At 61.6% G+C, this 26,427-nt stretch carries 25 protein-coding genes and 1 pseudogene; 12 read left to right on the forward strand and 14 right to left on the reverse strand.

What is annotated here, in order from left to right; translation table 11 throughout:
• Positions 1-173 precede the first annotated feature (173 nt).
• Positions 174-566: a group 1 truncated hemoglobin gene (locus EXR36_04220; GenBank protein ID MSQ58853.1), complete on the forward strand. Its 393-nt coding sequence runs from the start codon at positions 174-176 to the stop codon at positions 564-566.
• On the opposite strand, the gene EXR36_04225 is transcribed toward EXR36_04220, so the two are convergent.
• The 5 genes from EXR36_04225 to glnE are packed head-to-tail and all read right to left on the reverse strand — an operon-like array spanning position 556 to position 6,360.
• Positions 556-1,521: a hydrolase gene (locus tag EXR36_04225; protein ID MSQ58854.1), complete on the reverse strand. Its 966-nt coding sequence runs from the start codon at positions 1,519-1,521 to the stop codon at positions 556-558. The two genes, EXR36_04220 and EXR36_04225, sit on opposite strands and share 11 nt — an antisense overlap.
• A 2-nt stretch (positions 1,522-1,523) precedes the next feature.
• Entirely contained in the window at positions 1,524-2,528 is a 1,005-nt protein-coding gene (gene waaF / locus EXR36_04230; GenBank protein ID MSQ58855.1) for a lipopolysaccharide heptosyltransferase II, read from the reverse strand.
• An 8-nt stretch (positions 2,529-2,536) separates the two neighbouring features.
• Positions 2,537-2,740: a zinc-finger domain-containing protein gene (locus tag EXR36_04235; GenBank protein ID MSQ58856.1), complete on the reverse strand. Its 204-nt coding sequence runs from the start codon at positions 2,738-2,740 to the stop codon at positions 2,537-2,539.
• A 10-nt stretch (positions 2,741-2,750) separates the two neighbouring features.
• Positions 2,751-3,677: a branched-chain amino acid transaminase gene (locus EXR36_04240; GenBank protein MSQ58857.1), complete on the reverse strand. Its 927-nt coding sequence runs from the start codon at positions 3,675-3,677 to the stop codon at positions 2,751-2,753.
• A gap of 31 nt (positions 3,678-3,708) precedes the next feature.
• Positions 3,709-6,360, reverse strand: a complete 2,652-nt coding sequence (gene glnE / locus EXR36_04245) for a bifunctional [glutamate--ammonia ligase]-adenylyl-L-tyrosine phosphorylase/[glutamate--ammonia-ligase] adenylyltransferase (protein ID MSQ58858.1) — start codon at positions 6,358-6,360, stop codon at positions 3,709-3,711.
• Positions 6,361-6,500: 140 nt separating this feature from the next.
• Between glnE and EXR36_04250 the strand changes: the two genes are divergently transcribed.
• The 5 genes from EXR36_04250 (at position 6,501) to EXR36_04270 (ending at position 14,569) form a co-directional block, all read left to right on the forward strand.
• The gene (locus tag EXR36_04250; protein ID MSQ58859.1) at positions 6,501-10,385 is read left to right on the forward strand and encodes a TIGR02099 family protein; all 3,885 of its coding nucleotides are present in this window, start codon (positions 6,501-6,503) and stop codon (positions 10,383-10,385) included.
• 16 nt (positions 10,386-10,401) lie between these two features.
• On the forward strand, positions 10,402-11,319 hold the full coding sequence (locus EXR36_04255) for a carbon-nitrogen hydrolase family protein (protein ID MSQ58860.1): 918 nt from the start codon (positions 10,402-10,404) through the stop codon (positions 11,317-11,319).
• A 9-nt stretch (positions 11,320-11,328) separates the two neighbouring features.
• Positions 11,329-12,786 carry a metalloprotease TldD gene (gene tldD, locus EXR36_04260; GenBank protein MSQ58861.1) on the forward strand — a complete coding sequence of 486 codons (1,458 nt, stop codon included), beginning with the start codon at positions 11,329-11,331 and terminating at the stop codon, positions 12,784-12,786.
• Positions 12,787-12,851: 65 nt separating this feature from the next.
• Positions 12,852-13,961: a 3-deoxy-7-phosphoheptulonate synthase gene (locus EXR36_04265; GenBank protein ID MSQ58862.1), complete on the forward strand. Its 1,110-nt coding sequence runs from the start codon at positions 12,852-12,854 to the stop codon at positions 13,959-13,961.
• Between the two features lie 86 nt (positions 13,962-14,047).
• On the forward strand, positions 14,048-14,569 hold the full coding sequence (locus EXR36_04270) for a cyclic nucleotide-binding domain-containing protein (GenBank protein ID MSQ58863.1): 522 nt from the start codon (positions 14,048-14,050) through the stop codon (positions 14,567-14,569).
• Between the two features lie 9 nt (positions 14,570-14,578).
• Here EXR36_04270 and EXR36_04275 read toward each other — a convergent pair whose 3' ends face one another.
• Genes EXR36_04275 through EXR36_04290 form a run of 4 tightly spaced genes read right to left on the reverse strand, consistent with a single transcriptional unit; the run spans position 14,579 to position 17,385 of the window.
• Positions 14,579-15,286 (reverse strand): hypothetical protein, encoded by a 708-nt coding sequence (locus tag EXR36_04275; GenBank protein MSQ58864.1) that lies wholly within the window; start codon positions 15,284-15,286, stop codon positions 14,579-14,581.
• Positions 15,287-15,292: 6 nt separating this feature from the next.
• Complete coding sequence (locus EXR36_04280; protein MSQ58865.1) at positions 15,293-15,850, reverse strand: sigma-70 family RNA polymerase sigma factor; 558 nt, start codon at positions 15,848-15,850, stop codon at positions 15,293-15,295.
• A complete protein-coding gene (locus EXR36_04285) occupies positions 15,840-16,403 on the reverse strand; it encodes a cob(I)yrinic acid a,c-diamide adenosyltransferase (protein ID MSQ58866.1) in 564 nt (187 codons plus the stop codon). Before EXR36_04285 ends, EXR36_04280 begins: the two co-directional genes overlap by 11 nt.
• Before the next feature lie 49 nt (positions 16,404-16,452).
• On the reverse strand, positions 16,453-17,385 hold the full coding sequence (locus EXR36_04290; GenBank protein MSQ58867.1) for an MBL fold metallo-hydrolase: 933 nt from the start codon (positions 17,383-17,385) through the stop codon (positions 16,453-16,455).
• Here EXR36_04290 and EXR36_04295 point away from each other — a divergent pair.
• The 3 genes from EXR36_04295 to EXR36_04305 all read left to right on the forward strand — a co-directional run bounded on the left by EXR36_04295 (position 17,200) and on the right by EXR36_04305 (position 19,030).
• The gene (locus tag EXR36_04295) at positions 17,200-18,234 is read left to right on the forward strand and encodes a quinoprotein dehydrogenase-associated SoxYZ-like carrier (protein ID MSQ58868.1); all 1,035 of its coding nucleotides are present in this window, start codon (positions 17,200-17,202) and stop codon (positions 18,232-18,234) included. The genes EXR36_04290 and EXR36_04295 overlap by 186 nt on opposite strands.
• A gap of 129 nt (positions 18,235-18,363) precedes the next feature.
• A complete protein-coding gene (locus tag EXR36_04300; protein ID MSQ58869.1) occupies positions 18,364-18,678 on the forward strand; it encodes a cytochrome c in 315 nt (104 codons plus the stop codon).
• A 28-nt stretch (positions 18,679-18,706) separates the two neighbouring features.
• Positions 18,707-19,030, forward strand: coding sequence for a cytochrome c (locus EXR36_04305; GenBank protein MSQ58870.1), 324 nt, complete (start codon positions 18,707-18,709; stop codon positions 19,028-19,030).
• Here the strand turns inward: EXR36_04305 and EXR36_04310 are convergent.
• From EXR36_04310 to EXR36_04320, 3 genes are all read right to left on the reverse strand, one after another.
• On the reverse strand, positions 19,027-19,455 hold the full coding sequence (locus EXR36_04310) for a DUF1841 family protein (GenBank protein MSQ58871.1): 429 nt from the start codon (positions 19,453-19,455) through the stop codon (positions 19,027-19,029). The two genes, EXR36_04305 and EXR36_04310, sit on opposite strands and share 4 nt — an antisense overlap.
• Positions 19,455-20,096, reverse strand: coding sequence for an endonuclease III (gene nth, locus EXR36_04315; protein MSQ58872.1), 642 nt, complete (start codon positions 20,094-20,096; stop codon positions 19,455-19,457). Before nth ends, EXR36_04310 begins: the two co-directional genes overlap by 1 nt.
• Positions 20,097-20,185: 89 nt before the next feature.
• Entirely contained in the window at positions 20,186-21,817 is a 1,632-nt protein-coding gene (locus EXR36_04320; GenBank protein MSQ58873.1) for an NAD(P)/FAD-dependent oxidoreductase, read from the reverse strand.
• Between the two features lie 299 nt (positions 21,818-22,116).
• Between EXR36_04320 and EXR36_04325 the strand changes: the two genes are divergently transcribed.
• Positions 22,117-22,980, forward strand: a complete 864-nt coding sequence (locus EXR36_04325; GenBank protein ID MSQ58874.1) for a DUF1566 domain-containing protein — start codon at positions 22,117-22,119, stop codon at positions 22,978-22,980.
• Positions 22,981-23,001: 21 nt separating this feature from the next.
• Here the strand turns inward: EXR36_04325 and EXR36_04330 are convergent, their stop codons facing one another.
• Together EXR36_04330 and EXR36_04335 are read right to left on the reverse strand one after the other, a co-directional pair.
• Positions 23,002-23,925: an SDR family oxidoreductase gene (locus tag EXR36_04330; GenBank protein MSQ58875.1), complete on the reverse strand. Its 924-nt coding sequence runs from the start codon at positions 23,923-23,925 to the stop codon at positions 23,002-23,004.
• A gap of 110 nt (positions 23,926-24,035) precedes the next feature.
• Positions 24,036-25,325 carry a PucR family transcriptional regulator gene (locus tag EXR36_04335; GenBank protein ID MSQ58876.1) on the reverse strand — a complete coding sequence of 430 codons (1,290 nt, stop codon included), beginning with the start codon at positions 25,323-25,325 and terminating at the stop codon, positions 24,036-24,038.
• Between the two features lie 130 nt (positions 25,326-25,455).
• Here EXR36_04335 and EXR36_04340 point away from each other — a divergent pair.
• Both EXR36_04340 and EXR36_04345 read left to right on the forward strand, forming a co-directional pair.
• Positions 25,456-25,717, forward strand: a pseudogene (locus tag EXR36_04340) (hypothetical protein).
• A 187-nt stretch (positions 25,718-25,904) separates the two neighbouring features.
• Positions 25,905-26,408 carry a hypothetical protein gene (locus EXR36_04345; protein ID MSQ58877.1) on the forward strand — a complete coding sequence of 168 codons (504 nt, stop codon included), beginning with the start codon at positions 25,905-25,907 and terminating at the stop codon, positions 26,406-26,408.
• Positions 26,409-26,427: the final 19 nt, after the last annotated feature.

Below are 26,427 nucleotides of genomic sequence, written 5' to 3' on the forward strand. Positions count from 1 at the left end.
ACCTTCTCGTTCGCTTTGGCCAAGGCGGAACTGGTGCCGGCGGTTGAGAGCGCCAGTTGATGCGCTGGTCTCGATATCCCCGGTGGTGAAAGGATAATATTCGCCGCGAGAAAATTCCAAGGTGAACGATGATTCCAAAATTCATGGTGGTGGCGGTGCTGGCAGCCATGGTCATGCAGGTTGCCTGCGTGAGCAAAGCCGATTTCAAGGACCGCCCTCTTTACCAGAGGCTCGGGGGCAAGGGAGCCATCGTGGCGATGACCGATGACTTCGCCCTCGGCGCGGCGGCGGACCCTCTTCTTAGCCGGCATTTCTCCGGTGCTGACATCGACCGGATGAAAAAAATGCTGGTGAGCCAGATATGCGCGCTATCGGGAGGTCCCTGCGTCTATGGCGGGAAGGACATGAAGGCCGCTCACGCGGGGCGCGATACCGGCGAGCCTGGCTTCAACGCCTTCGTGGATCTCTTGGCGAAAACCCTCGATAAGTTCAAGGTTCCGGCCAGGGAGAAAAATGAATTGCTTGCTCTCCTCGCTCCGGTGAAAAAAGACATCGTCACGAAATAACGGAACGAAAGAACTCGGTGACCCGGCTAGGAAGCCAGCGCAAATGGCCTGGGAAGGCGCCGGACACGAAGCCGGCGTGACCTCCTTCTTCCGGAAACTCGGCGGCAACGCTCGGCGATAGTTGTTCTGGGGCTGGCAAGAATCTTCCCGGCAGGAATGGATCGTTGCGGGCGTTGATCAACAAGGTGGGCAGCTCGATGCGCCGCAGTTCCGGCAGGCTGCTGCACTGCGTCCAATAATCTTGCGCGTCCTTGAAGCCGTGGAGTGGGCCGGTTACCACGTCATCGAAGGCGCGCAAGGTGCGCGCGGCTTGCAGGGTTTGCGCTGAGTACAGGCCAGGAAAGCGGGCAAGTTTCTCCAATCCCTTGCGCTTGAGCGAGCGCAGGAACATCTTCGTGTAGAGACGATTGAACCCGTGCGCCAAGCCGTCGCCCGCCGCGGCAAGATTCAAGGGCGCGGATACCGACGCCGCGGCCTTCAGAATGTGCGCCGCCTCGCGCCCGCTTTGCGCTAGCCATTTGAGCAGCGCGTTGCCTCCAAGGGAAACTCCGGCGGCGAATAGAAGTACATTGGGCCGCTCCCGCGCGACTCGCTGGAGGATCCATCGGATTTCCGCGTGATCCCCCGAGTGATAAGCGCGCGGCAGCAAGTTGGGTTGGCCGCTACAACCGCGAAAGTGTGGCATGACACCACTCCATCCCATCTCCGATAACTCGCGCATGAAGGCGCGAGAGTAATGGCTTGACGAGCTGCCCTCCAAACCGTGGAATAGCACGATCAAGGGATGGGAGCCTTCGCCTTCGAGCCAATCGAGTTCGATGAAATCCCCATCGGGCGTGTCCCAGCGCTCGCGGCGGTAGCGCGGAAGCGGGCCTGATAGCGCCACCGAGGGATAGATAGTCTGCGCGTGGCCTCCAGGTAGCCAGGCCGGCGCGCGATAGGGCTCGCTGTGCATGCTCAAGCGGTCATACGGGCGATATGAGGAATTAGAGATTGCGCCGTGAGCATCTTCATGCAGCGAAAATGCCCCAGCGGGCACTCGCGCTTGAAGCAGGGGCTGCACTCGATGTCTTCCTTGACCACCACGGCATGGGGCGACAAGGGCGGCGTGAAGGCGGGGCTGCTCGATCCATATAGCGCGATGAGCGGCCGGTGCAACGCCGCCGCCACGTGCATCAATCCCGAATCGTTGGAGACCACCAGACGGGCCAGGGCGAGAAGATCGATGGCGTCGTCCAGCCCCGTTTGCCCGCAGAGATTGCGCGCGCCGCCCTCGCTCAAGCGTTCGATTCGCGCCCCTGTGTCCGAGTCTTTTCCCGAGCCCAGGGACCACACTTGAAAGCCGCGCTGGCTCAACTCGCGTGCAAGCGAAGCGAAGTGCTCCGCGGGCCAGCGCTTGGCGGGTCCATACTCCGCGCCGGGACACAGGCATGCGATGGGCCGCTCGGTGTCGAGGTTGAGCCGGGACAGCACCTTGCGCTGGTTTTCCCCGGAAACACGCAAATGAAGCGGGGCCAGGGCTTTAGGTTCTCCGAACTCCTCCCCGGCCAACGCCACGAAGCGCTCCACCATCAGAGGTAGCGCTCTTTTGTCGAGCACTCTCGCGTCATTGAGCAAGCCATGGCGCATTTCCCCCACGAACCCGGTACGCCGCTCGATACGTGCCGCCCAGGGGACGATGGCGGACTTCAGGGAATTGGGCAGCACGATGGCTTGATCGTACAGGCCCGCGCGCAGGGAGCGCCCTATCTTCCAGCGCTTCACCAGCGCCAGTTCGCCATGCCCGAAGGGATTGGCCAGCGCGGCGTTCACCTGCGGCATGCGCTTCAGCAGTGGCAAGGTCCAAGGCGGGCCCAGCACATCGAGGGTGAGGCTGCCGTGCCGTTCGTGCAAGCGCTGGAACAAGGGCTGGGCCAGCACGGTATCGCCGACCCAGGAAGGCCCCACCACCAGGATTTTCACGGGGGGGCCTAATGCGACCCGTGCGCGCCGCCCGCCAAATTGTAACGCGTTCCGCAGTACGGACACAGCGCCTCGCCCGTTTTCTCGATGGGCAGGTACACCCGCGGATGGGCATTCCACAGAGTCATGTTGGGCATGGGGCAATGCAGGGGCAGGTCTTGCGCGCCGATCTCGATCTGCCGCTGGGTGTTGGCGGTCTTGCCGGTTTCCATGTTCTTGTCTCTATGCCGCCACGGGGGTGAGCCAGTGCGTGTACTTCGGCGCCCTGCCGTTGACGACGTCGAAGAAGAGGGATTGAATCTTCCGCGTGATGGGGCCGCGAGTTCCAGCACCGATGCTGCGATTATCCAATTCCCGAATCGGCGTGACCTCCGCCGCGGTGCCGGTGAAGAAGGCTTCGTCGGCGATGTAGATGTCGTCTCGCGTCAGGCGCTTCGATGCCACTTGATAGCCCAGATCGCTGGCGAGCGCGATGACCGACGAGCGCGTGATGCCCGTCAATGCGGAGGCGATCTCGGGTTCGTAGATCATGCCGTCCTTCACCATGAAGAGGTTCTCGCCGGCGCCTTCGGCGACGAAGCCATCGGTGTCGAGCAACAAGGCTTCGTCGTAGCCGTCTTGCGTCGCCTCCAAATTAGCCACGATGGAATTGGCGTAGGTGGTGGCCACCTTGGCGCGCGGCATGGTGACGTTCACGTGGTGGCGCGCGAAGGACGATGTTTTGACGCGAATGCCTTTTTCGATGCCATCGGCGCCCAGATAGGCACCCCAGGGCCAGGCGGCAATGGCCACGTGCACGCTAGCGCCCAGGGGCGAGACCCCCATTTTCTCCGATCCGTAGAAGGCGATGGGGCGCAGGTAGCAAGACTCCAGTTTGTTCTCGCGCACCACGGCGCACTGCGCGCGCATCAAGGTATCCCGGTCGTAGGGAATTTTCATCTGGTAGATGTGCGCGGAGTTGAACAGGCGGTCCGTGTGCTCCTTCAGGCGGAAGATGGCCGTGCCCTGGGCGGTGTTGTAGGCTCGCACGCCCTCGAACACGGACAGGCCGTAATGCAGGGAGTGCGTGAGCACGTGGGTGGTGGCGTTTCTCCAGGGTACGAGTTTTCCGTCGTACCAGATGACGCCATCGCGGTCGGCCATGGACATGAATGCGTTCCTTTTCGGAAAAACTCCGATTCTAGTCGAACACCGCCCGCCAAAGTGCCAGCACGGGGGCGGTGAGCGGCTGAACCAATGACGGCTCGGCGCGTGCGTAGCGCTCATCCTGTAGGCGCATGCCGTGCTGCATGCGGCGAAACTCGCGGTAGCTGTGGTGAACGGCACTGGCAAGTTCACTGGGGATGAGCCCCAAACTGGCGGCGAGCTTGAGCAAGGCGAGGTTGCCGATGTTGCCGGTGAGTTCCGGGTGCGCATGCGCGAAGCCAAGCACCAGGTACTGAACGATGAATTCCACGTCGACGATACCTCCCCGGTCATGCTTGATGTCGAAAAGCCCGCTCTTGTTGGGATGGCCTTCATGCATGCGCTGGCGCATGGACGTGATCTCGCCCCTGAGCGTGGCCAGATCGCGTGGCGTGGTGAGGATATTCTGGCGCAGCGCCTCGAAGCGCGCGTCGATTAGCGCGTCGCCCGCCACGAAGCGGGCGCGCGTTATGGCCTGGTGCTCGAATACCCAGGCTTTGCGCAACTGATACTCCTCGAAGGCGCCGGTGTGGCTCACGAGCATGCCGGCATCGCCATCCGGGCGCAGGCGCAAGTCGATGTCGTACAGAATTCCCGCGGGCGTGAAGGTGGTGAGCCACGTATTCACGCGCTGCGCCAGCCGGGTGTAGCGTTCCAGGGCGTCCTCCGCGTCGTAGAGAAAAATCAGATCGAGATCGGAGGCGTAGCCCAGCTCCTTTCCGCCCCATTTACCGTAACCGATGACAGCGAAGCGAGGGGCGTGCTGTCCGTTGAGGTGGCTCCAGCACAGCCGCAACACCTCCTGCACGATGACCGAGGCGAGATCGCTCAAGTGGTCGCTCAAACTCTCCAGGGTTAATTGGCCCGCCAGATCCTGGATGAGAAGGCGGAAGGTGTGGACCTGCTTGAAGTTGCGCAGCAAGTCCATCTGCCGGTCGATGCCGCCGCCGGATTGGTCCAGCGCGGCGCGCAGTTCCTTGCCCAGTGCCGTCCAGTCAGGGGGCTCGGGCTGCCGGTCCGATACCAACTCATCGAGCAAGACTGGATGGCTCGCCAAATAGCTCGCGGCCCAGGGACTCGCGCTCGCGAGATGCACCACGCGCTCGCGCGCACCAGCGTATTCCAGGAGGAGCGCGAGATAAGCTTCGCGGCGGCCGATGCTTTCCAAGATATTCAGCAAACGCTCGAATGTGATGTCCGGATTGGGCACCTTGCAGGCTGCTTCCACGATTCTTGGGCCCAGGGCATCCAAGCGCCCTTGCGTCGAAGCGGACATGCGGCGGAATAGGGCGCTTTCGCGCAATTGCTGGATGCGCCTGAAAACGCGCGCGCCATCGCCATAGCCCAGTTCTCGCAATTGCGTGTGAGCGTCCCGCGCCGAGAGCCGGCCTTCCCATAGGTTCGCCACCGGATGCTGGTCGGAGTGCCCGCCATTCGCGAAGATGCCTTCGAAATGGCGCGAGACGCATTCCCGGCGCACATCGAGCGCGCTTAGAAATCGCTCCGAATTCTCATATCCTATCGAGGCGGCGATATTGCGCAAGGCCGCGGGCTGGGCCGGAAGGGTCTGGGTTTGCTGGTCTTCCACATACTGCAAGCGGTGTTCGAGGTTACGCAGAAACTCATAGGCCGCATGCAGTTCGTCCACCACACTGGCTGGGAGTAGTTGTCTTTCCTTGAGCAGGGTGAGCGCCGCGCGCGTGGAGCGCGTGCGCAAGGCCGTGTCTTGTCCGCCCCGAATCAGCTGGAATACTTGCGCGATGAATTCGATCTCGCGTATGCCCCCGGGGCCTAGTTTGATGTTGTCCGCGATGTCGCGGCGCTTGGCCTCCTCGCGGATCTGGTTGTGCAAGGTTCGCAGCGAGGCGATGGCGCTGTAGTCCAAGTGGCGCCGAAAGACAAAGGGCGCGACTGCGCGCTCCAGCACCCGTGCGTCGCTCCCAGTGAGCGCGCGCGCCTTCAGCCAAGCGTAGCGCTCCCACTCGCGTCCCTGGGTATGCAGATAGTTTTCAAGCATGGCGAAACTTGCCACCAGTGGCCCGCTTTCACCGTAGGGACGCAGCCGCATGTCCACGCGAAACACCAAACCATCGGCCGTGGGTTCGCCCAAGGCGGCGATGAGTTTTCGTCCCAGCCGCGTGAAGAACTCGTGATTGCTGATGGATTTGGGCCCCTGAGTCACGCCTTCCTCGGGATAGAGAAAGATGAGATCGATGTCCGAGGACACATTGAGTTCTTCGCCTCCCAACTTGCCCATGCCCACCACGATGAGAAGTTGCGGCGAGCCGCTGTCCTCGCCCATGGGCGTGCCGTAGATGGCATTCAGGGAAGCGCTGAGCCCGTCCAGGGCGAAGCGGACGCACTCATCCGCGAGCTCGGACACAGTCCGAACCACTTCATCCAAGTTCGCCATTCCGGCGAGGTCGCGGGCCACGGTGTTCAGGATGACGTGCTGCCGGGTATGCCGTAGTTGCCGCCACAGAGCGGATTCGTCCGCGATTCCTATCGAGCCCAATAGCTCGCGAATTTCGCCCGCCAGGATGGGGCTGGCGGCGAGGGCGGGATGCCAAGACGGTGGCGGTTGGGCCGCCACACGCGCCCAGTACGGGCTATGGGCGAGGACTTTTTCGGGGACGGAGTTCACCAGTTGTAATGTATCGGAACTAACGGATGACGAGGGTGCGGAAGGTTAGAATCCATTGGTTTCGGAATTTTGCCGCCAGTGCGCGCATTGGCTGAACGTTTCCCAACAGAAGGGCTCACAGTGCCGCATGCCTTCTCGGCCGAGTGAATTCCATCGATTTCCCAACAGTACCAACAAACCCCGCGTTCGTGATTAAGCTCGTTATCGAATTTACCGGCCGGTGGGCATGGCGTGTCGTGGCCTGGGGCCTCTCGCTATCGCTGCTGTGCTTGCTGCTTGCCACCATGGCGTTTCAGTTCTGGTTTCTACCGCGCGCGAACGACTACCGCCAGGATATCGCGAACGCCTTGGCCAGGGCTACCGGCGCGTCCGTCAGCATCGGAGAGATCTCTGGTGCATGGTATGGCTGGCGTCCCGGCGCGACAATGCGCCAAGTCTTGGTGAAGGATGCGCAACAACGCGATGCCTTGGTATTGGCCGAAGTGCATGCCCAGGTGGCTTGGAAATCCATCATTCTCGGAGAGTTGCGTTTGCACTTGATCGAGGTGTCGGGCTTATCCCTAGATGTACGGCGCGACACCGGGGGCCGCATTTTCGTCGCGGGCATTGCCTTGTCCCCGTTACAGCCGGGGCAGGGGAACCTGGGAGATTGGCTGCTGCGCCAAAATTCCATCCGTCTGTCGAATTCCGCCCTGCGATGGACCGATGAGATGGCCGCCGGGCAGCCTCTGGAACTTACCCAAGTACAAATCGAGTTGGGCAACCGCTTCGGTGTCCATGGCGTACGGATTCGGGCCACGCCACCCGTGTCCTTGGGGGCTCCCTTCACCATCTACGCCGGCATGCAAGGTGGTTTGCAAGGCGGCATGAGCGCTTGGAGCGGGGCTCTGGACATCGAATTTCCCTACGTCAACCTGGAGCAGGCCCACCAGCATTGGCCTTCGGGCACCGGCATCACCCAGGGAGCCGGGAGCGTCGATGCGCGGATGAAGATAGAAAACGGAATCCTGCGCGATGTGCAGGCGGATGTGGCGGTGGCCAATGTGAAGGGAAAACTGGCGCCCGGTCTAAGTGACTTGCACTTGGTCCGCTTGAGCGGAGCCATCGGCTACACCAGCAGCGCGGGCGCTTACGAGGTGCGCGTGCGCGACTTGAATTTCACGACGCCGGACAACATCACTCAATCGGGATTGACCGGAGCGTTCTCGCGCAAGACGGACGATTCCGGAAACTTGGAGACCAAGGCGCAGTTCAACACGCTGAACCTGGCGCCCCTGGCGCCTGCCGCCGCCGCGATTCCGCTGCCCGAGGACATCAGGGCGAAGATCGCGGGACTCGTTCCGCGCGGCCGGCTGGCGCAGGGCAAGTTGCTCTTGATCGAGAACTCCGGGCGCCTCGTTCGCTACGACGTCTCGGCCCGCTACGAGGGTTTGACCGTGAATGCGTTGGACACCATTCCGGGATTCAGCGGTATGAGCGGGGAGTTTCGCGCCCATGACCGGGGCGGTAACTTGGCGGTAAGTAGCCGTAACGGATGGGTGCATGCGCCCAAGATGCTGGTGAACGTGATTTCCGCCGGTCAACTGGATGCGCAACTCAATTGGATCACCGGCGAGGATGGCGCCATGGACATCAAGTTCCAGCAGGCGAGCTTGGCCAACGCCGATTTCGCCGGCACGCTGACGGGAACCTATCGTTACGCCAAAGGCACGTCTGGCCAGGCGGATGTGCAAGCGACTCTCTCGCGCGCGAATGCGAGCGCCGTATGGCGCTATGTGCCGCTAGCGGTTCCGGAATCTGTCCGGCATTGGTTACAACATGCTTTGGTAGCGGGGCAATCGCGGCAAGCGACCATCATCGTGCGCGGGCATATGGCGGACTTCCCCTTTAGTCACGGCCGCCCAGGACTCTTCGAAGTAAAGGCCAAGGCCGAGGGGGGTGTGGTGGACTACGTGGCGGGATGGCCAAGGGTGGAGGACATTAATTGCGATCTGCTGTTGCAGGCAAACCGCCTGGAGATCGGCAATGCAAACGGCAGGGTGTTCGATGTGCCGCTGCGTAACGTGAAGGTATCCGTGCCCGATCTGAGCCATCGCGATCCGGTTGCCACGATTCGCGGCGAGGCGAGCGGGCAAACCGCGTCGTTTCTGCGCTTCCTGGCCGAATCTCCCATGCTCAGGATCACGGGATGGTTCACCCGCGACACCGAAGTGAGTGGTAATGGAAAATTGGCGCTCGTCGTCGAGCTACCCCTGCGCCGGTTGCCAGAAACCAAAGTCTTGGGAACCTTTGACCTCATGGCGAACCGCTTGGCGCTGCCGGCCGGTTTGGGATACCTCGATCAATTGACCGGAAGCATGCGGATCACTCAGTCAGGCGCCAGCGTTCAAGGTGCGACGGCCAAGTATCTGGACGGCCCCTTGAGGATTGACGCCGCACCCCTCGCGTCCGGCGGTATTGAAGTGCGTGTGAGCGGCCGGGCGGGGGGCTACGCCCTGGGTAAGCTCCTGCGCCCCGGCTGGGAGCAGTACTTCAGCGGATTCGCGGACTGGAAGGGCCGCTTTGCCTTTGCCCCTGGGACTCATGAGCGCTTCATCGTCGAAACCAACCTACAAGGACTGTCTAGCCGTCTACCCCCCCCATTGAACAAGACGGCGGAAGAAGCGCTCCCCGTAAGAATCGAGGAAGGATCGCACGATTCGGGCTTGGTTCAGGTGCAAGCGGAAGTGGGCGCTCGCGCGGCATTGCGCTACTTGGCGCCCCCTGGCCATCTCCTGGACATCAAGAGCGGAGAATTGGTTTTTGGCGGCAAGCCCAATGCGCAGAACGATGAAGGGAAGCCAGGCCTCGCGGTGAGCGGGCGCATTCCCGCGCTGGATGCCGATGCCTGGCGTGATCTATGGAATATTGCCGTCCCTGGAGCGCCCATCGAATTTCGCCGCCCCGAGCGCGCGCCCGTCGCCTTCAACAAGTTGCAGATCGATCAATTGAGCGCGCTCTCCCGGAATTTCGGGAGCGTGACCGTTTCCGGCAAAAAAGCCACGGACGGGGCCCAGATCGACGTGGAAGGCAAAGCCTTGAGTGGCGCGATCGGCTGGAAAGAGCAAGGGAGCGGGCAATTGAGTGTGAAGCTGGCTCGCCTGCATCTTCCGCCATCGAAAGGCGATGCAAAGACACTTGGCGAAGTGATTTCCGCGGAATCGCTCCCCGAAATCCACGCGGAAATTCAGGATTTCCGGCTGGGCGAAAGGGATTTCGGAAGGCTGGATCTCAGCGCTTTGCCCGAGGGGCGCCTGTGGCGTCTTAAACGGCTCGGCTTGGTGTCCCCAGAAGGCCGCGCGCAATTGCAAGGAAGTTACGATTTGCGCGGGCAAATTCCACGCATGGTGGTGGACGTGCAAGTGGATGTGTCCAACATTGGGGGGTATTTCGCCCGCCTCAAGCTACCCCCCGGCATCAAGGGGGGCAGGGCGAGTTTGAAGGGGCAGGTGCAGTGGACCGGCGCCCCCTACGCGTTGCATTTGCCCACCTTATCGGGAAGACTGGTCCTGGATGCCAAGCAAGGACAATTCGTCAAGATCGATCCCGGTGTGGGAAAATTGCTGGGCGTGTTGAGTTTGCAGGCGCTGCCGCGGCGCTTGTCACTGGATTTTCGAGATGTCTTCAGCCAAGGCTTCGCCTTCAGCCAAATCACCGCGACCAGTAACATCACCGAAGGGATCGCGACCACGGAGAATTTCAAGATGCAAGGCGCGTCGGCCAGCGTTGGCATAAAGGGCAGCGTCAATCTCATTCGGGAAACGCAGAATTTGAACGTGCGTGTCCTGCCTGGCTTGAGCGATGGTTTGACCGTGGCCGGTACCATCGTGAACCCCGCCATTGGGCTGGCCACTTATCTGGCGCAAAAGGTACTGAAGGATCCCGTGGACCAACTGTTCGCCTCCGATTACGAAATCGCGGGAACCTGGGCGGATCCCACCGTGGCAAGAAAATCGAAACTCGTTCCATCCGTTCGCGACCATAAGTAGTCATACGCACAAAACCATGCCGAATAAAGCTTCCCCTACCACCGCTACCCGGCCCCCGGCACGCGCGGTGTTCGGACGCGCGAAGCCACACCCATCGCGTGCCGCCAAGCGCGTGCGATCGGGGCCGCCGCCCGTGTTTCGCATGGCTGGTATTCAAATGGCCTCGGGCCCCAACGTGGCGGCGAATTTGAATGAAGCGGGCCGCTTGGTCGAAGTGGCCGTGGCGCACGGGGCGAGTTTGATCGCCCTTCCCGAGTACTTCGCCATCATGGGACTAAAGCAGACGGACAAGGTCGAGGCGCGCGAGAAGGAAGGCAAAGGGCCCATCCAATCTTTTCTCTCCGAGACGGCGAAAGCCCATGGCATCTGGCTCATCGGATGCTCGGTTCCTCTGGAATCTCCCGTGGCGGGCAAGGTCTTCAACAGCTGCCTCGTCTATGACGACAAGGGCCAGCGCGTGGCGCGCTACGACAAGATCCATTTGTTCAAGCTGGATCTGGGCGCCGAGCACTTCTCCGAGGAACTCACCATCACGCCGGGCAAGCAACCCGTGGTGGTGGATTCGCCCTACGGCAGAATCGGCCTTTCCGTGTGCTACGACTTGCGTTTTCCGGAGCTGTACCGCGCCATGAAGGACGTGGATATTTTCGTGGTGCCCTCCGCTTTCACGGAAACCACGGGGCGCGCGCACTGGGAGCCGCTGTTGCGAGCGCGTGCCATCGAGAATCTCGCCTACGTGCTGGCGCCCGCCCAAGGCGGCTATCATCTCAATGGACGGGAAACCCACGGCAACAGCATGATCGTGGACCCGTGGGGCGTGGTGCTCGACCGCTTACCGCGCGGCTCGGGAATCGTGGTGGCAGGCGTCAATCATGCGTATCGCAGCGAACTTCGCCAGAGCCTACCGGCCCTGGAACACCGTACTCATTTCTAACAGGACCTCATGAACGCTCCCAGTCTTAGCGAAATCCGGTTTTCAACCGCCTACAGCACGCTCATCGAACCGTACGGCCTGGACACGGCGGCGCTCGACCGTGTTTTCGGAAATATGCTGGCGCACAAGGTCGATCTGGCGGACTTGTATTTTCAGTACAGCCGCAGCGAGAGCTGGAGCCTGGAGGAGGGCATCGTCAAATCCGGCAGCTTCAACATCGATCAAGGCGCCGGGGTGCGGGCCGTGAGCGGGGAGAAAACCGCCTTTGCCTACACCGACGACATCAGCGCCGGTGCGCTCAATGCGGCGGCGCAAGCCACCCGCGCCATCGCGCGCCAAGGCGCGGACGGCCGCACTGCCGTGGCACGCCGGGACAGCGCGCGCGTGCTCTACGCCGCCCAAGACCCGCTGGGGAGTTTGGGCGACCGCGAAAAAGTCGAGTTGCTGGAACGGCTGGAGCGCCGGGCGCGCGCACTCGACCCTAGGGTGACCCAGGTGATGGCGGGCCTCTACGGGGAATATGAAGTGATGTTGGTGGCGCGTTCCGACGGCGTGATGGCGGCCGATGTACGCCCCTTGGTGCGTTTATCCGTGCAGGTGATCGCCGAGCAAAACGGCCGCCGCGAGCAAGGGAGTGCCGGCGGCGGCGGGCGTTTCGATTACCGCTATTTCGACGCGGAAACGGTCGAGTCCTATGCGCGCAAGGCGGTGGACCAGGCTTTGGTCAACCTCGAAGCGCGCTCGGCTCCCGCGGGCGCCATGACCGTCGTGCTCGGGCCAGGCTGGCCAGGAATCTTGCTGCACGAGGCGGTGGGCCACGGTCTTGAGGGCGACTTCAATCGCAAGGGCACGTCCGCCTTCTCCGGGCGCATCGGCGAGCGCGTGGCGGCACCAGGGGTCACGGTGGTGGATAACGGCACCATCGAGCGGCGCCGGGGGTCACTGGACGTGGACGACGAAGGCAACCCCACTCGCAACACCGTATTGATCGAAGACGGCATCTTGAGGTGCTACCTGCAAGACACTCTCAACGCGCGCCTCATGGGCGTTCCCGCCACCGGCAACGGCCGCAGGGAATCCTACGCCCACGCGCCCATGCCGCGCATGACCAACACCTACATGACCAATGGCGACAAGGATCCGCAGGAGATCCTGCGCTCCGTCAAACGCGGTTTGTACGCCGTGAACTTCGGCGGCGGACAGGTCGATATCGTGAGCGGAAAGTTCGTGTTCTCCGCGGCCGAAGCCTACATGATCGAAGACGGCAAGGTGACCTATCCCGTGAAGGGTGCCACCATCATCGGCAACGGCCCCGATGCTCTGACGCGCGTCAAGATGATCGGCAACGACATGAGCCTGGACCCCGGCGTGGGCACCTGCGGCAAGGAAGGGCAGAGCGTGCCGGTGGGCGTAGGGCAACCGACGTTGCGCATCGATGGATTGACGGTGGGGGGGACGGAATCGTGATTAGGGAGGCGGGAGGAGGGAGGAGTTACCCCTCCCGCATCCCGCTCCTCCCCCCTCCCTAAAAAATGATTCTCATTCTCGACGACCAAGCTGATCCGAGTCGTGCCGAATACAAGCAACTGATGGCGGCGCTTGCGCGCCTGCCGAATATTCAGGCGAAGGTGCATCGCGTGGAAGGCGAGTTGCGAGCGGTCACGGAGGTCTACTTGATCGGGGACACGAAGCCACTCGCCATCGAGGACATGAGAGTCCTACCTTGTGTCGAGCGCGTGGTGCGGGTCTCCGAGGAATACCGGGTCTTGGGCCGGCACAAGGACGAACAGCGGCCTAGCCACTTCGAATACAGGGGGGTCAGGTTCGGCCAGGACACCTTGCATGTGTTCGCCGGTTTGTGTGCCGTGGATACGCCTGAGCACACCGAGCAGATGATGCGCGCCCTGCGCGACAACGGGCAAGTGTGCACGCGCATGGGCGCGTACAAACCGCGCACCAGCCCTTACGCTTTTCAGGGACACGGGCGCGCTTGCCTGGATTACGTGTTCGATCTGGGCGGCAAGTACGGCATCAAGGTGATCGCCATGGAGATCACCCACGAATCCCACGTCGATGAAATTCGCGATGCCTTGCGCAAGACCGGAAGCCCTGCTGGGGTGTTGCTGCAAATCGGCACTCGCAACACGCAGAATTTCGAGTTGCTGAAGGCGGTTGGCAGGCAGCAGGAATTTCCCGTGTTGTTCAAGCGTGGCTTTGGCATCACCTTGGACGAGTCCTTGAACGCCGCCGAGTACTTGGCCAGCGAAGGCAACAGCCGGGTGATTTTTTGCCTGCGCGGCATGAAGACTCACTTGGGCGATCCGCACCGCAATTTCGTGGATTTCGCGCACGTGCCCGTGGTGAAGCGGCTCACGCGCATGCCCGTGTGCGTGGACCCATCGCACTCCGTGGGTTCGCGCAGCGTGGCTGGCGACGGGCTGCTGGATCTGTTCCATGTGTCGGCCCAGGGCGTGATCGCGGGTGCCAACATGATCATCGTGGATTTCCATCCCAACCCCGCGAAGGCCTTGGTGGATGGCCCGCAAGCGCTCCTCCTGCCTGAATTGCCGCACTTTCTCGAGGACGTCGCCATCGCCCGCGAAGCCTACGACAAGCGCGTGCTGCGGGCGGCACGGCGCTAGCCCGCATTTCTCACAGGCCGCCCCGTCATGAATACATCAGCGCGCCATCATCCCGCGCCCCTGTGAGAAATGCGGGCTAGACATCGATGCCTGGCACTCTCAAGCAATCTCCCCTGCAACAACTCGAACATCTGGGCGATGGGTCCGCGCTCGCGCAGGAAATCTTCGAGATGATGGGAGGCGCAAAATTCTTCGATGACTTTCGCCGCGAGGATGTCCAGCAACTCGCCACATTCATGCAGGCTTACCGGGCGCAAGCCGGCGCAATCCTCATTCGAGAAGGCGACGTGGATGACTACATGGTGCTCGTCATCCAGGGCAGGGCGGACGTTGTAAAGACGAATAAGCGCGGGCAGCGCCAGGCCATGACCAGCGTCGTGACGGGGATGACCTTGGGTGAGATGTCCATGATAGACGGCGAGCCCCGTTTTGCGACTTGCATCGCCGCCGAACCCGCGACCATCGCCGTCCTGACTCGCGATGCCATGGTGCGCCTGATATTGGAAGACCCTGCCCTGGGTTCCAAGGTGCTCATCAAACTCGTGACGCTACTTTCGCAGCGCCTGCGCCAGACGAGCGCGACGTTGCTCCACTATATGGAGCGTTAAGAGCAGGATCTAGATCCTAGTACATTGCCCCGAATAGAGCACCGGCCCGCTGGGTACTCCCGAGGGCGATCCTCCGTGAGGTTCCACGCTCATGGCCATCCCCCACGCGGCGTTGAGGGCGGGCAGCAGGTGCGCGGGAATTTCCACTTCCTGGGTTTCGTGGGTGGCGATCAATCCCAATGACCGGGGATTGTGATCGCCGCCGGGCATCATCCAAAGTTCCCAAGCCGTATTGGGCGCCATTTCCTGGTGGCCGATGACGCGGATTCGTAGTTTGGTTTTCTTGCGATCTTGCGTGGGCCAAGAAACCGTCATCATGGGGCGGGACCGCGGGTTGGACATCACCACCACCATGTACTCCTTTCCGGCTTCCAAACGGGGTAACCACACGCCTGCGTAGACGGCCAGGAGCACCAGCGCCGCGGCACTGGTGGCCGATAACCAACGCCAGAAGGGTAGGCTATGCCAGAGGCCAGGCCGGCGCCCTTGAATGCGTGCTTCGATGGCCAGCCACACCTTCTTCGGCGGGGTAACAGGCGCTATCGCTTCGCCCAACGGATGCAGGCGCGCCTGCCAGGCGGCGGCGTAGGCTCGCAGGCCGGGATCTTCCTTGAGCACATGCTCGAAGCGGCGGCGCGCACGGCCTTGCAGCGTGCCGAGCGCGTATTCGGCCGCCAAGGCCTCTCGCATCTCCGCGTTCCAGTACTTTTCCTTCATGGCGTCCTATCGCATGCCATCGAGACAGCCCTTCAGGCGCTCAAGCCCGCGCCGGATCCACGTCTTGACCGTGCCCAAGGGTTCCTTGATATGCGCGGACAGTTCCCCATGGGAGAGCCCGTGGGTGTATGCCAGGGCGATGCTTTGGCGTTGCTTGCTGCTCAACTGTTTCATGCACTCCGCCAATGCGCGGCCCTCGCGGTCTTTGCTCAGCAACAGCTCCGGTCCATCGCCTTCATCGGCCACGGACTCCAGGAGCAGTTGGTAGTCGTCGCTAGCCACCTCGAAATGCGGGCGTCGCAGCCAATCCAAGGCGCGATTTCGCACGATGGCAGTCATCCAAGTCATCTGGGCGCTCTTGGACGAACTATAGCCTTCGGCGTGATTCCATATGCTGACGAAACTTTCTTGCAACACTTCCTCGGCCCAGTCTTGCCTTCTCACTATACGCAGGGCAACGCCGAACAGTTTCGCGCAAGTGTGCCGGTAGAGTTCGGCGAAGGCCCTCTGGTCGCGCAGCGCGCTGCGCGCCATCAACTCATGGAGAAGCGTGTTATCGAGCATTGTCCGCGGGGCGGTCCTTTTTCCAGAGTACGTCTTGCCCGCCCGCGCGCCGGTTCAGCACCCGGCACAGCACGAAGAGCAGGTCGCTCAAGCGGTTGAGGTAGTGCCGCAGGGGAAGCGAAAGAGATTCCGCTTGCGCGAGGCTTACCACGCAGCGCTCCGCCCGGCGGCAAATCGCCCGCGCCACGTGACATAAGCCAGCCGGCCGCGACCCGCCGGGAAGGATGAAATCCTTGAGCGGTGGCAAATGCTCGTTGAAGCTGTCCAGGGCTGTTTCCAAGTGCGTGACGTGCTCGGGGGCGATCATCTTGTAGCCTGGGATGCTCAACTCGCCACCGAGATCGAAGAGCTTGTGCTGAATCTCCGTGAGCAAGGTGGCGATGTCTTGGTCCAAGGGCTCGGAAGCCAGCACGCCTATCGCCGAATTGAGTTCGTCCACGGCACCGATGGCTTCGATGCGCAGGCTATCCTTGCGCACCCGTGATCCATCGCCCAGGCCGGTGGTGCCATCATCGCCCGTGCGCGTGTAGATTTTCGATAAGCGGTTACCCATTGCTGGATCCTTATGCGTGAGCGCCGATTATAGGGGAGCGGCCCTTGGATCAGCGCTCCAGATCCTCGACTTCCAACTGCAGGTAACGCCGCAGCACGTTGCGCCGGTGCAAATCGGGATACTGCGACCATGAAGCGTATCGCTCCATGACGGCCTCGTCCATGGCCTCCATGAGCCCGCGGCCCGCCGTGTACATCCCCCTGACCTTGGCATCGAGATCGCGCAGGTAGTCCGCCGTCTTGCCCATGTCTCGCGCGTGGAGAATGGGGCCGTAGGCGGGGATTACCTTTGCGGGTTTGAGCGCGAAGAGCGATGCGATCGCCGCCAGCCAGCCGTTGAATTCGCCATCGCGTAACTCTGGGATGCGCGATCCCATGACGATGCCCCCGGCGAAGAGAATGCCCGAGCGCGGATCGTAGACGGCGAGATCGCCTGGTGTGCTCGCCCAACCGAAGTGCAGGAGTTCGATGGGTCTCCCGCCCCCATCGATGCGCGTGCCGTGATCCACCAATTGGTTGGGGAGCACCAAGCGCGTACCCAGCATCGGCGCCTCTCCCAGCGCCTTGCGCAGATTGGCGAGGCAATGCTCACAGCGCGCGCTCATGAGTTCGTCCGTCTTACGATGGGCGAGTAGCGGTATGCCAAGCTCGGTGAAGGCGGCGGCGCCAAACACGAAGTCCTGAACCGCGTGGGTGATAATCACCAGGCCCACGGGCCTTCTCGTTACCGTTGCGATGGCGGCCAGCATGGCCCGGCCGTGGGCGTAGGAGCCGCCCGTGTCGATGACCACGACGGCATGTGGCCCGACGATAAAACCGGAATTGGCGGCGTGGCCGAATTGGCTCACTTCCGAGTTGTCGCCAGGGAAGGCATAAACGTCAGGCGCCACCTGCACGGGTTCCAAGGCGAGGGCGGTCGTGCTCGTAACCAGCGACGCCAGCACCGCGGCCAACCGGCCAATCGTGTCTATAATCGATTTCATCCTAGGAAGGAGCGCTTAATGCCGAGATTCTTGAAGTATGTGTTGTTTTTGGCTGTAATGCTGCCGGTTGCTGGTCTCGCCAACGAAAAGGCGGAGCCCGATCCCGACAATAGCCAGTATTGGGACACGATCCGGAAAATAACCTTTGGTGACCGCGAAATTCTCGACGGAAAAGGCGTCATCCGGCTCTATCTTGCCTTGCGTGCCGCCGACGCTTCCACCGTACCCATCGCGGTCAAGGGGCAGATCGACCAGACGCCGGAGCGTTACATCAAGTCGGTCTACCTTATCATCGAACGCAATCCCGGGCCCTCGGCCGGCATCTACCACTTCACGCCGGACAGCGGCCGCGTGCAATTGGAGACGCGCCTGCGTTTCGAAGATTACAGCCATATCCGGGCCATCGCGGAGACCAACGACGGCAAGCTGTGGATGGATAGCCGCTGGGTGAAAGCGGCGGGGGGGTGCTCCGCGCCCATGTCCAAGTTCTTCGTGCCGCCCAGCTTGCTTGGCAAGATGAAGTTCAAGTTCGAAGACGATCACATCAAGGACAACGAGCCGAATCTGGTGCAGCTCATGATCCGGCACCCGCAGGAGTCCGCCTTCGCCATGGATTTCGACGGCAACAAGACCCCGGAATTCGTGCGCAACGTGAAGGTCACCTACGGCGGCAAGATCGTGCTGGAGGCGGAGGTGGATTTTTCCCTGAGCGACAACCCGAGCTTTCGCTTCAACATCGTGCCCAAGGGCGCTCCCGCGCAGTTGAAGGCCTGGATCGAAGACACCTACGATAGAAGCTGGGAGCAGTCCGTGGAGATCGTACCGGGCGCCCCATCGCCAGGTTCATGACTTCGGCCGCCATGCCATTGACCTAAAAGGGGCGATCCATTAAAGTGCGCCCCGATTTTTTGCCCAAGGTCCTATTCCCTGGGGCGGCTGCTCCCCGACTCACCACCTCAATCTAGAAACGATATCCACATGACGGCCCGGATACTCGCAGTTCTGATCGCTGGATTCGCCATGGCCTTCCCGCTCTATGCGCAAGGCGATGCGGCGGCCGCAAGGAAAAAGACCCAAATGTGCGAAGGTTGCCACGGCATCGATGGCTATCGCACCGCTTACCCCAAGGTCTATCCCGCCCCCAGGATGGGTGGCCAGACCGCGGCCTATTTGGTGAAGGCGCTCAAGGATTACCAGAGCGGCGCGCGCAAGCATCCTTCCATGGTTGGGGTCGCCTCGAGCCTGAGCGAGCAGGACATGGCCGATTTGGGCGCTTACTACGCCGCCAATTGAACGCTGCGTAACGACAATGGAAAGACCCATGACCAAAATCACATTACTGGCGATGGCCTTGGCGGCAGGTAGCTTCGGCGCGCAGGCCGCGGACTATGATGCCGGCAAGAAAAAAGCAACGGAAGTATGCGGAATGTGCCACGGGCCAGAAGGCAATAAACCCATTACCCCGGATACTCCGATTCTCGCGGGGCAGCATTACGAGTATCTCGTCGCGGCTATTAACCAGTACAAGAAGGGAGAGCGCCAAAATCCCATGATGGCCCCCATGGTGCAGCCCCTGACGAAGGCCGAAATCAAGAACCTCGCGCTCTACTTTTCCAAGCAAAGCGGGCTGCGCGCCAAGTACTAAGCGGTTTTCCGCGCGAGGCAGTCCAGATACTCCCGCGCATCGGGAGGCTGGCCTGCCCTCTGGGATTTCCACAGCGTTTCGCCCAGGCACTCCAGCACCTCGTGCTGGGCATCGTGCTCGTTGCCTAACTTTCGCAACAGCGCCAGGTAGTGCCCCCGAATGCCGGCCGGTTGGCCGATGGCGAGATGTTCCTCCACCGCCAGGTGCAGGCTCAGGTGCAAAAAGGGATTGATCCGTCCTTGGTCCGGAGAAAATTCGGCGTGTAGCGCCGGTTCGGATTCTTCGAGCAACTTGTGATACTCGGGGTGCCGCGTCATCACCTGCGCGGCGATCTTGCTGGCGCCTTCGAGAGCGCTACCTGCTCGGTAGCCGTTCCACGCATCGATAAAAAATTGCCGTACCTGAGCGGAGGTCGGATTGAACATTAGGCCTGCGCCCGCGTCTTGCGTTTGAATTCGCACAGGTCCGCGATGGGGCAGCGCTGACACTCGGGAGTCCTGGCCTTGCATACATAGCGTCCGTGCAGTATCAGCCAATGGTGGGCATTCAACCGGTATTCGGGCGGCACCAGGCGCATCAGGCGCTTTTCCACCGCCACGACGTCCTTGCCCGGTGCGATGCCGGTGCGGTTGCAAACGCGAAAAATGTGAGTGTCCACGGCGATGGTGGGCTGGCCAAAGGCGGTGTTGAGTATCACATTGGCGGTCTTTCGCCCCACGCCGGGTAGCGCTTCCAGCGCCTCTCGCGACTGTGGCACTTCGCCGCCATGGTGTTCCAACAGCAACCGGCTCAAGGCCACCACGTTCTTGGCCTTGGTACGAAACAGGCCGATGGATTTGATGTGTTCCATCACGCCATTCTCCCCTAAGCGCACCATGGCCTGCGGCGTAGGCGCCACTTCGAACAAACTCACGGTGGCCTTGTTGACGCTCTTATCCGTCGCCTGCGCCGAGAGCACGACCGCCACCAACAACTGAAACGGCGAGCGGTAGGCAAGTTCCGTCGCGGGATTCGGCAGCAGATCCCGAAACCGGCGGAACATTTCGCTGCGGATGGCGTTGTTCAAGGAGGAAAAATTTCAAGCATCGCCGCTGGCACGGAGAATCCCGCTAGGGGAATGAAAACCAGGAAGCCGGTTCGGACTGGTTGTTTCATTTAATTTTCTCCGGTGGCGATACTCTGCGCGACGGCTTCTGCGACTTCGATGCCGTCCACCGCCGCCGAGAAAATCCCTCCCGCGTAGCTGGCCCCTTCTCCGGCCGGGTAGAGCCCCCCGGTATTGACGCTCTGGTAATCATCGCGGCGCCGAATACGGATCGGTGAGGACGTACGCGTCTCGACACCCGTGAGTACCGCATCGTCCATCGCGAATCCGCGGATTTGCCGGTCGAAGGCTGGGAGCGCCTCGCGAATGGCCCTGATGGCGTAGCCCGGCAGCGCGGAACTCAGGTCGGCCGGCGTCACGCCTGGCGTGTACGAGGGAATGACTTCACCGAGCTTGGACGATGGGCGCCCAGCGAGAAAATCGCCGACCCGCTGCACCGGCGCCTTGTACTCGCCGCCGCCGAGGAGGAATGCCCGCGACTCCCACGCTCGCTGGAAACCGACCCCGCCCAGCGGCCCACCGGGATAGTCGTTCGGCGTGATGCCGACCACGATGCCCGCGTTGGCATTGCGTTCGTTGCGCGAATACTGGCTCATGCCATTGGTGACCACACGCCCGGGTTCGGAGGTGGCCGCCACCACGGTGCCGCCGGGACACATGCAGAAGCTGTATACCGAGCGGCCGTTCGTGGCGTGATGCACGAGTTTGTAATCCGCCGCACCGAGGATCGCGTTGCCCGCGCACCTTCCGTGGCGGCTGGCATCGATCAGCGATTGCGGGTGCTCGATGCGCAACCCGATGGAGAACGGCTTGGCCTCGATGAACACGCCGCAATCCTGCAGCATCTTGAAAGTGTCGCGCGCACTGTGGCCGATGGCGAGCACGACGTGTTTGCTGCCGATCGTATCGCCGTTCTCCAGCGTCACGCCGAGCACCTGCCCGCGCGCGCCGCTGCCGCCGGCACCGCGGCCGATCTCGATGTGCACCACCTTGCTGCGGAAGCGGAACTCGCCACCCAGAGACTCGATCGTCTCGCGCATTTTCTCCACTATTCCGACGAGGCGGAAGGTCCCGATGTGAGGCTTGCTCACATACAGGATCTCCTCCGGTGCCCCGGCTTTCACGAACTCGTCCAGAACCTTGCGGCCGTAGTGCTTCGTATCCTTGATCTGGCTGTAGAGTTTGCCGTCCGAGAACGTCCCCGCTCCGCCTTCGCCGAACTGGACGTTCGATTCCGGGTTCAAGACCGACTTGCGCCACAGGCCCCAGGCGTCCTGCGTTCTTTCGCGCACCGCCTTGCCGCGTTCGAGAAGAATCGGCCGGAATCCCATCTGGGCGAGGATGAGCCCGGCAAACAGCCCGCACGGCCCGGTGCCGATCACCACCGGGCGCGTCTTGAGGGATTGTGGCGCACGTGCGACGAAGCGGTATTCCATGTCCGGCGTCATCTCGGCATGCGCCTTTACGCCGAGCCGTTCGAATACCCCCGGCTCGTCCGAGACCTCCGCGTCCACCGTGTAGACCAGGAGAATCGCGGAGCGCTTCCTCGCATCGACTGCCCGCCGAAACACCGTGAAGCGAACAAGCTCTTCCTTTCCGATATGGAGTCGCTTCAGAACGGCGGCTTCGACGGCACCCTCGGCATGGTCGATCGGCAGTTTTATTTCGGTCAGTCTCAGCATGGGGCGTAACAGTAACAGGAGCTGGGCACGCGCATGAATTGGGTCCGGGAAACACCGATGCCTTCCTGGTTTCAAAAGTAAGTCTGGCCCGGCTGGCGCCCGGCCGCTTGATAGGTGGTCGTTTACGTCTTTACTTTGAGCAAGCGGTTCTTTTGACTGTAGGAATATACATATCGAAAAACTTTACGGTTTGCCGGGGCTCGTTGGGACCGAATCCATAAGATACTGCTTTTAAGGTGGAAAAATGATGGGATGGGTTCTTGCCTATCGTCCAAACAAATAAAATAACTAGGAAAGAAATGAAGAAGCCAAATGCCGGTAACTTCTTGGGCGTGCGAGCCGTGAGGCCGAAATTGCGAGGTGCTGCAGCTACGGCTTGGCTTGATCATTACGAAAAAGATGACAGGAGCCTTCACGCCAACTCACGGCCCCGGCGGTTTCTGGCGAGCGCGTTCCGCAGCCTGACTTTCGCTCTCGTGGTGTTGGTCGCGTGGCCTGCGGCACCATCCGCACAAGCGGCGCTGATCGACCGGGGCGGTGGCATGATCTACGACACCACACTGAACGTCACCTGGCTCGCGGACATGAACTGCGCCAAGACGCAATACGACGAGTCAAACGGTTCCTCAGGTTTCGAGGGTGGCCGAATGGGCTGGGCCCAGGCCGCTCGCTGGGCATTCAACCTGGTCTACGGCGGATTCGACGACTGGCGGCTGCCAGCCCTCAATCCGGCAGACGAGACATGCAACCGTGCCTTCGATCCAGGCGGCGGTTTTCCGCTACAGCACCTCGGCTTCGATTGCTCTGGCGGTGAGTTAAGTCACTTGTTCGTTACCGAACTGGGCACCAAGGCGCGCGAGTCGGTCCTGAATCAAACCGGGGACACTGACGAACAGAAGGCCAACCTTGCACTCTTCACCAACGTGCAGCGGAGTGGCTACTGGTCCATCACGGAGTACGAGCCGGACTTTGATAATGCGTGGTTCTTCCTTACCATCGCGTTGGAGGGTGGCCAGCGCGTCAATGACAAGGGTACCCCGTTCCATGCCGTCGCTTTGCGCCCGGGAGATGTTGCTGCTTTTGTCCCGGAGCCACATTCCGCGGCGCTGGTGTTGCTTGCGATAGGCGCTGCAGCGGTAACGCGCAGACGGCGATCCCGTTGAAGCCTCGCGGGATTGCAGCCCCTAGACCGGATCCCACGAGAACACATCCGCCGACACCTCCAGGGGAAAGAAGTGCTTCCGCATGGCGGGGATGGCGTGTTGCGCGATGCTTTGCGGCGTCCACCCCTCCGAGCGTTGCACGGAGCGGATGGGGCGGGGCTGGCTCATGAGGAAGATCTCGTTCATTCTCACACCGAAGATCTGGCCATTCACGCCACCGGCCTCGTCCGAGAGTAAATAGACCACCATCGGCGCGATCTTCGCCGTGGTCATCAACTTCAACCTCTCGACGCGGGTCTTCTGGGCATCGGTCTCGGTGGGAATCGTGCCGATCATGCGGCTCCAGGCAAAGGGCGACACGCAATTCGAGCGCACGTTGTAGCGCTGCATGTCGAGCGCGATGGACTTCGACAATCCCACGATTCCCATCTTGGCGGCGGAATAGTTTGCCTGCCCGACATTTCCCACCAGGCCCGAAGTTGACGTGAAGTGCACAAAGGCGCCCGACTGTTGTTCGCGAAAATATTGCGCGGCGGCTTTCGCCACGTAGAAGCTCCCCATCAAGTGCACGCCGATCACTTGCTCCCAGTCGAGCGTGCTCATGCGATGGAAGATACGGTCGCGCAAGATGCCCGCGTTGTTCACGACGCCGTCGATCTTGCCGAAGGATTCCACTGCCTGCCGTACCATGCGTTCGGCGGCCGTCGCATCCGTCACGCTATCGGTGTTGGCCACGGCCTCGCCGCCTGCCGCTTTAATTTCATCCGCCACCTCTTGGGCTGGGCCAACGCTGCCGCCACCTTCACCATCCACCGCGCCGCCAAGATCGTTCACCACTACTTTGGCGCCCTGGGCCCCCGCCAAAAGTGCGATATCGCGCCCGATGCCACGTCCAGCGCCCGTGACGAGCACTACCTTGCCGCTAAGAATTTTCTCTTCCGCCATCTTCTTTCCTTGGGAGATGATTGCCAGCCGGATTCTAGGCCAGAGCGCAAAGGGCGCTCGGGATGACGGCAGTGGTGTCATGGAGGGCAGGGGCTCGCGGTTAGGGCTGATCAAGCCCGGCCGCAATCGGCTGCAAGCAGCAGATCCGTGAGTTGGTGATAGCGCTGGGCATCGAGTCCGGTGAGATCGCTGATGCGCTGGAGCCGCGCGTAAATCGTGTTCGGATGGACATGAAGTTCGCGCGCGGCCCGTTGCATATTCATGTCGGCATCGGCGAGCGCGCGTAGCGTCTTGACCAGAGAACCTTGCGACTTCGTGCTGGCGTCGCGAAATCCGGGAAACCAGACCGGCATCGCGGACTGCACGTAGTCTGCTCCTCGGTGGATGAGCAGCCGCCGAACCGGCAACGCCGAGAACTGCACCACTCGCTCGGTCACGTTGGCGAAATCCAGCGCCACCGTTGCTTCGTGCAGTCCTCTCGGTATGAAAGAAGTCGACGGCTGGTCGCTACTCATGCCGATCAGAACCGCGGGGCCAAGTTCGAGCAAGCGCGGCTGGATCCGGCTGGCGAGATTCGCCTGCGGTGCCGTCCAGCCTGACGCGCGCCGCGCGCCGGAGAATACGGCGGTGACGACATTACCGCGAATACCGGCAAGTGCCCGAACCGGGATCGGTGCGACCGCCTGGCTCACCGCCTCGGCGATGCGCTGTGCACGCGTGGGATTTTCCATTTCGAGCGGGTCAACCGACTGCGCGAGCGCGACGCAGAAGCTCTGCCTTTGTTCGAGGTAACCGGCACGCTTCAAGAGCCGCGCGACGCGCCCGTCGGATTCGTCGTAACCGCTCACGAGGATGTTCAGCAATTCGGTGCGGCGGTCGCCCTCCGCCTCGGCGAGGACGCGGGTCCGTGCCACGTAATCGGCGGCCGCGATAATGCTGATCGTGTCCGTATATTCGAGCGAGAACGCCGCGACGGCGGATAAAACCTTCTCGCGGTTTCGCGGATTTGCCGTGAGCGCCGCCTCGCGGATCCACTGCGAAAGAACTTTGTGCCCGCAGCGATAGGCGTGCAGCGCCGCCTCCAGCGGAAAACGCTGGCTGGCCCGGCGGCGGGCATGCGCCCTGACGAACTCGAAGTCTCGAATATCTCCGCCTCCGAGCAGTCTTTGCAACTCCGCGATGTGTTCTCCCGCGTGCCGGCCGAGGTCAGGCAACACATCGGGGTTGCCCGATGCGGTGAAGGCGGGGATCTCGGCGAGAATCGTCTCGCGCAAACCCCGGGCGATATCGCCGGCCTGCCTTTCGAGCGGAGCCGCAATGCGGGGAACAACCCCGAGCTTGGAGAGACTTGCGAGCGTTTGCGCAAGCCCGTTGTCCTGGCCGAAAGAACGAATGTCCATTCGTGAGGTTCCCACATTCCAACGCCGCAATTATCGACGGTTTCGCCGTTGTGGAGGGAATTCAATGTGGATACTCTCCAAGTCGGGTGCCAAGGGGTGCCCATTCATTCACGAAAAAGGAGAGATTGCAATGGCCAAGTATTTATTCGTGTATCACGGCGGGAAACATCCTTTCGAGCCCGGAGGAGGCAAAGAGTGTCATGAACGCGTGGGGCGCCTGGTTCGGCTCCATGGAGGCGGCGGTGATCGACGGCGGAAACCCCATTGGCCCGTCGAGCACGGTCAATCCAGACGGCTCCCTCGTTAGCGGCGGCGGTGCTAATCCGGCGAGCGGTTACAGTTTGATCGAAGCATCGAGCCTCGCGGACGCGCACATGAAAGCGAAGGGCTGACCAATCCTGAAAGTGGGTGGCACAATCGAAGTGGCGCAGGCGATGGACATGTAGTCGCGTGGGTGGCCCCACGGAGGAGCGAAGCCTGGCTTTTTTGGCGAAACGAATACTACCTTCCGATTTTGCCCGCTGGGGCGCCCCCTCTCAGCCTAGCCCCGCCGAAAGATGGCGAATAATAGTGGAGCGTATGGTGCAAGGAACCCGAAGAAGCCAGTTGATCGCGATGTGTGCGCTGTGGATGTTGTCGCTCGCAAGCGCGGCCCAAAACGATGTGCAAATCACGGTAAGTCCGGAAGGAACACTTACCGATACGGTGGCCATCACCGTCGTGAATCTTGGGGACGACTGGGAGAATATCGTCTCCATCGATTCCCCCGAAGAGAGCTTCGCGTCGCTAAGGGTACAGGCGAGGAGTTTGAGCGGAAACGCCAGTCTTCATCCGAACAAGATGCGGTTTGTCCCAAGGGGAGCGCAGGTCAATGCAGTCATATTCGCGTTGTCGCTCAACATCGGCGTAGCCGGCGATACCGTGTTGCATGATGTGACAACACCACAAGGCTTTACCCAGGTTCCTCTGATCCCCAAGGCGGGCGGAATTTTCCAAGTGGTTTATGTTGTGAACAAGGCGGTCGAAGAAGGGGACTTCTATTTCGAGGATCAGCGGGTGGGGACGGTTCGCTTGCACCGGTGAGTTGAATTTCCGCTAGCGG

Source organism: Betaproteobacteria bacterium (assembly GCA_009693245.1).
Classification (GTDB): Bacteria; Pseudomonadota; Gammaproteobacteria; order Burkholderiales; family SHXO01; genus SHXO01.

What these genes read in the sequence shown, in the direction of transcription:
- EXR36_04280 (MSQ58865.1), bottom strand. Translation starts at nt 15,850, where the DNA reads ATGCTCGATAACACGCTTCTCCATGAGTTGATGGCGCGCAGCGCGCTG.
- EXR36_04330 (MSQ58875.1), bottom strand. Translation starts at nt 23,925, where the DNA reads ATGGCGGAAGAGAAAATTCTTAGCGGCAAGGTAGTGCTCGTCACGGGC.
- EXR36_04325 (MSQ58874.1), top strand. Translation starts at nt 22,117, where the DNA reads ATGAAGAAGCCAAATGCCGGTAACTTCTTGGGCGTGCGAGCCGTGAGG.
- tldD (MSQ58861.1), top strand. Translation starts at nt 11,329, where the DNA reads ATGAACGCTCCCAGTCTTAGCGAAATCCGGTTTTCAACCGCCTACAGC.
- EXR36_04290 (MSQ58867.1), bottom strand. Translation starts at nt 17,385, where the DNA reads ATGAAATCGATTATAGACACGATTGGCCGGTTGGCCGCGGTGCTGGCG.
- EXR36_04335 (MSQ58876.1), bottom strand. Translation starts at nt 25,325, where the DNA reads ATGGACATTCGTTCTTTCGGCCAGGACAACGGGCTTGCGCAAACGCTC.
- EXR36_04225 (MSQ58854.1), bottom strand. Translation starts at nt 1,521, where the DNA reads ATGCACAGCGAGCCCTATCGCGCGCCGGCCTGGCTACCTGGAGGCCAC.
- EXR36_04220 (MSQ58853.1), top strand. Translation starts at nt 174, where the DNA reads ATGCAGGTTGCCTGCGTGAGCAAAGCCGATTTCAAGGACCGCCCTCTT.
- EXR36_04265 (MSQ58862.1), top strand. Translation starts at nt 12,852, where the DNA reads ATGATTCTCATTCTCGACGACCAAGCTGATCCGAGTCGTGCCGAATAC.
- EXR36_04275 (MSQ58864.1), bottom strand. Translation starts at nt 15,286, where the DNA reads ATGAAGGAAAAGTACTGGAACGCGGAGATGCGAGAGGCCTTGGCGGCC.
- EXR36_04240 (MSQ58857.1), bottom strand. Translation starts at nt 3,677, where the DNA reads ATGTCCATGGCCGACCGCGATGGCGTCATCTGGTACGACGGAAAACTC.
- EXR36_04255 (MSQ58860.1), top strand. Translation starts at nt 10,402, where the DNA reads ATGCCGAATAAAGCTTCCCCTACCACCGCTACCCGGCCCCCGGCACGC.
- EXR36_04345 (MSQ58877.1), top strand. Translation starts at nt 25,905, where the DNA reads ATGGTGCAAGGAACCCGAAGAAGCCAGTTGATCGCGATGTGTGCGCTG.
- EXR36_04235 (MSQ58856.1), bottom strand. Translation starts at nt 2,740, where the DNA reads ATGGAAACCGGCAAGACCGCCAACACCCAGCGGCAGATCGAGATCGGC.
- EXR36_04310 (MSQ58871.1), bottom strand. Translation starts at nt 19,455, where the DNA reads ATGTTCAATCCGACCTCCGCTCAGGTACGGCAATTTTTTATCGATGCG.
- EXR36_04305 (MSQ58870.1), top strand. Translation starts at nt 18,707, where the DNA reads ATGACCAAAATCACATTACTGGCGATGGCCTTGGCGGCAGGTAGCTTC.
- EXR36_04270 (MSQ58863.1), top strand. Translation starts at nt 14,048, where the DNA reads ATGCCTGGCACTCTCAAGCAATCTCCCCTGCAACAACTCGAACATCTG.
- EXR36_04295 (MSQ58868.1), top strand. Translation starts at nt 17,200, where the DNA reads ATGTGGCCCGACGATAAAACCGGAATTGGCGGCGTGGCCGAATTGGCT.
- EXR36_04320 (MSQ58873.1), bottom strand. Translation starts at nt 21,817, where the DNA reads ATGCTGAGACTGACCGAAATAAAACTGCCGATCGACCATGCCGAGGGT.
- EXR36_04285 (MSQ58866.1), bottom strand. Translation starts at nt 16,403, where the DNA reads ATGGGTAACCGCTTATCGAAAATCTACACGCGCACGGGCGATGATGGC.
- EXR36_04300 (MSQ58869.1), top strand. Translation starts at nt 18,364, where the DNA reads ATGACGGCCCGGATACTCGCAGTTCTGATCGCTGGATTCGCCATGGCC.